General features: G+C 57.3%; 5 protein-coding genes. All 5 read left to right on the forward strand.

The genetic code is table 11. The features are described from left to right. Nucleotides 1–322: 322 nt before the first annotated feature. Complete coding sequence (locus tag JMJ95_RS00300; RefSeq protein ID WP_290680967.1) at nucleotides 323–568, forward strand: ribosomal L7Ae/L30e/S12e/Gadd45 family protein; 246 nt, start codon at nucleotides 323–325, stop codon at nucleotides 566–568. 48 nt (nucleotides 569–616) lie between these two features. Beyond that, on the forward strand, nucleotides 617–988 hold the full coding sequence (gene rpsL / locus JMJ95_RS00305; protein WP_133957707.1) for a 30S ribosomal protein S12: 372 nt from the start codon (nucleotides 617–619) through the stop codon (nucleotides 986–988). A 44-nt stretch (nucleotides 989–1032) separates the two neighbouring features. Next, nucleotides 1033–1503, forward strand: a complete 471-nt coding sequence (gene rpsG / locus JMJ95_RS00310; RefSeq protein WP_290680975.1) for a 30S ribosomal protein S7 — start codon at nucleotides 1033–1035, stop codon at nucleotides 1501–1503. 58 nt (nucleotides 1504–1561) lie between these two features. Continuing rightward, nucleotides 1562–3625, forward strand: coding sequence for an elongation factor G (gene fusA / locus JMJ95_RS00315; RefSeq protein WP_290680978.1), 2064 nt, complete (start codon nucleotides 1562–1564; stop codon nucleotides 3623–3625). 53 nt (nucleotides 3626–3678) lie between these two features. Next, nucleotides 3679–3805 (forward strand): GTP-binding protein (locus tag JMJ95_RS00320; protein WP_290680981.1); only part of this gene is annotated, 127 nt, incomplete at its 3' end.

The following is a 3805-nucleotide window of genomic DNA, read 5'->3' on the forward strand; positions in this document are numbered from 1 at the left end:
ACAGTCATGAAGAGGCTGGAAATGTTGCAGTCCATGCCTGACTGACGACGGGGAGAGCGGACCCATAAATACCTCAGGAACACGGAAGGACATCTTCCGTGCCAATGGAGTTTATCCACAAAACGGGAAAAAGAGCTTCAACCGCCCGAAAAGGAGAAAAAACCATAGGGACGGGGAAACGAAAAGGGTTCACTTCCCCGTCCGGGGACCTGTCTCTTCTCTTGGGGAACGAACCTGCGGATTTAGGGGGAAAAGTGCAGCTTGACACCGATCCCGCACTTTTGTTATTATTCCCTGGTGCTTTTGCACAGGAGGGATTCTTTTGCCTTTAAACGAGCTGGCTGTTCCCGAAAGAGTCACAGGAGAGCGTCAGGTGAGGCGGAAGCTTGAAGCAGGCAGGTTGGCGAAACTTTTCATCGCCGAGGATGCCGACCCGGCCATGGTCGGCCCGCTCGAGGCGGAAGCGCGGAGACAGGATATTCCCGTGGAAAGAGTCAGCGATATGGTCCGGCTGGGCAGGGCATGCGCCATAAGCTGCGGAGCCTCTGTCGCGGGGATTGAAAAATAAACGGGCCTGAAAGCCCGATAGAAAGAACATATGGAAGGAGGAAGTTGTGTGCCGACTATTAACCAGCTTATCCGGCATGGCCGCGAGGAAAAAAGACGGAAGACCGACGCTCCTGCGCTGCAGGGTAATCCTGCGCGGAGAGGTGTCTGCACCCGTGTGTACACCGTGACCCCCAAAAAGCCCAACTCGGCTTTGAGAAAGGTCGCCCGTGTTCGCCTCACCAACGGGATCGAGGTAACATCCTACATCCCCGGAATCGGCCATAACCTGCAGGAGCACTCCGTAGTGCTTGTCAGGGGCGGACGGGTGAAGGACCTTCCCGGTGTCCGCTATCATATTATCCGGGGAACCCTTGACTGTGGGGGCGTGGAGAATCGCAAGAGATCCCGTTCCAAGTACGGCGCCAGGAGACCCAAGTAGGGTTTTGAGGCGCTTGAGCTTAGTTTTTGAGGAGGGGTTGACCTATGCCGCGTAAGGGGCATGTCAAGAAGCGTCAGGCTCTGCCGGACACAAGGTACGGCAGCACCGAACTGGCAAAGTTCATCAACAGCCTGATGCGGAAGGGCAAGAAAAGCGTAGCTGAGAAAATCATGTACCGGGCGTTGGATATCGCCGGGGAAAAGCTGAACACGGAGCCTTTCGAGGTTTTCAAGAAGGCCATGGACAATGTGCGCCCCCTTGTGGAAGTCCGTCCCCGCAGGGTCGGCGGCGCCACTTACCAGGTCCCCGTGGAAGTTCCCGCCGAGCGCGCCCAGATCCTCTGCATCCGCTGGATGCTCAACTATTCCAGGGCCAAGAAGGGTATGCCCATGGCCGAACGGCTTGCGAGAGAATTTATGGATGCCTACAAGGGTGAGGGCAGCTCCATAAAGAAAAAGGAAGACACCCACAAGATGGCGGAGGCAAACCGCGCGTTCGCCCACTACCGCTGGTAGCGGGGAAGCAAGGAATTTACATGCTGCAAACTGATGGAAACGAGGCTTGGTGGTAGCTATGCAGACACTTGATATGAAAAGGATACGGAATATCGGGATCGCCGCCCACATCGACGCGGGCAAGACGACCACCACCGAGCGGATTCTTTTCTACACCGGAAAGAACTACAAAATGGGCGAAACCCATGAAGGCGCGGCCACCATGGACTGGATGGAGCAGGAGAAGGAGCGGGGGATAACCATTACCTCCGCGGCTACTACGTGCGTTTGGGGAGATCATTTTATCAATATAATTGATACGCCCGGCCACGTGGATTTCACCGTGGAAGTCGAGAGGTCCATGAGGGTTCTCGACGGAGCGGTCGCGGTATTCTGCGCCGTCGGGGGCGTCGAGCCCCAGTCGGAGACCGTCTGGCGCCAGGCGGACAAGTATCATGTTCCCAGAATCGCCTTCGTGAACAAGATGGACCGCATCGGAGCCGATTTTGATAACGTCGTCCGGGGTATCAAGGAGAAGCTTGGAGCCAGGCCTGTTCCCATACAGCTTCCCATCGGCATCGAAGAGAGCTTCACCGGTATGGTGGACCTTGTGGAGTTCCGGGGTATTCAGTATACCGACGACCTCGGCACCGATCCCCATGTGGTGCCCGTACCTTCCTCCATGGTGGAAGAAGCGAAAGCGGCCAGGGACGCCATGATCGAAATTCTCGCCGATTACGACGAGGAGATCATGGGCCTTTATCTCGACGGGCAGGATGTCTCAGCGGAACTGATCAAAAGGGCGCTCAGGACCGGCACCATCGGTCTGCAGATCGTTCCCGTCATCTGCGGCTCCGCTTTCAAGAACAAGGGAGTCCAGATGCTTCTGAATGCCGTGGTGGACTACCTCCCGAGCCCTGTGGACCTTCCTCCGGTGATCGGAACGAACCCCGACACCCTTGAAGAGGTCACCCGGGCCAGCAGTCTTGCCGAACCTTTTACCGCCCTCGCCTTCAAGATCATGGTCGACCCCTTCGTGGGCCGGCTCGTCTTCACCAGGGTATATTCAGGCAAACTGACCAAGGGCTCCACCGTCTTTAACGCCACGAACAACAGCAGGGAGCGGGTAGGCCGCATCCTTCGGATGCATGCGAACAAACGGGAAGAACTCGAAGATGCCGAAGCCGGCATGATCGTCGCTCTGCCCGGGCTCAAGGCCACCAGGACCGGCGACACCCTCTGCGAGGAGGGGAGTCCCGTGGTGCTTGAGAACCTCGTGTTTCCGGAGCCCGTCATTTCTCTTTCCGTGGAGCCTGCCACGAAAAACGACAAGCTGAAGCTCACCAAGGGCCTCGTCGCCCTTGCGGAGGAAGACCCCACCTTCAAGGTGAAGACCGACGAGGAAACTTCCCAGACCATCATCTCCGGCATGGGAGAGCTTCACCTCGAAATCATCGTCGACCGCCTCAAGAGGGAGTTCGGCGTGGATGTAAAGGTCGGCCGTCCCCAGGTCGCGTACCGGGAAGCGGTGAAGAATTCCTCCAGGGCCGAGGGCAAGTATATCCGTCAGTCCGGCGGCCGCGGTCAGTACGGCCACGTGGTCTTCGAGATGGAGCCCCTGCCCGAGGGAGTGGGCTTCGAATTCGAGGACAGAATCGTGGGAGGGGCAGTGCCGAAGGAATATATCGCCGCCGTTCAGAAGGGGCTTGAAGAAGCCATCAACAACGGCGTCCTGGGCGGATACCCCGTCATAGGCGTGAAGGTGGCCCTTGTGGACGGAAGCTACCACGAAGTGGACAGCTCCGAAATGGCATTCAAAATTGCCGCCTCCATGGGCTTCAAGGAGGCCATGAGAAAGGCGGGGCCCGTTCTCATGGAGCCCATCATGGCAGTTGAAGTGGTGACTCCCGAGGACTATATCGGCGATGTCATCGGCGATCTCTCTTCGCGGAGAGGCCGGATCGAAGGCATGGACACAAGGGTGAACACAAGGGTCGTCCGGGGCTTCGTGCCTCTTGCCGAAATGTTCGGGTACGCCACGGATCTTCGAAGCAAAACATCCGGCCGGGCAACCTACTCTATGCAGTTCCATCATTACGAGCCGGTGTCCGGTGAGGTTGCCGAGAAGGTTCTGCGTGGCTGACGCAAATTACGGACGCACATTACACAAGTTAAATTTCTGAGGAGGGAATCACAATGGCGAAGGAGAAATTTGAGAGGTCCAAGCCGCATTTGAACATCGGAACCATCGGTCACATTGACCACGGGAAGACGACGTTGACGGCGGCGATCACGAAGTGTCTGGCCACGTCGAACTATGCTG

Source organism: Aminivibrio sp. (assembly GCF_016756745.1).
GTDB lineage: Bacteria > Synergistota > Synergistia > Synergistales > Aminobacteriaceae > Aminivibrio.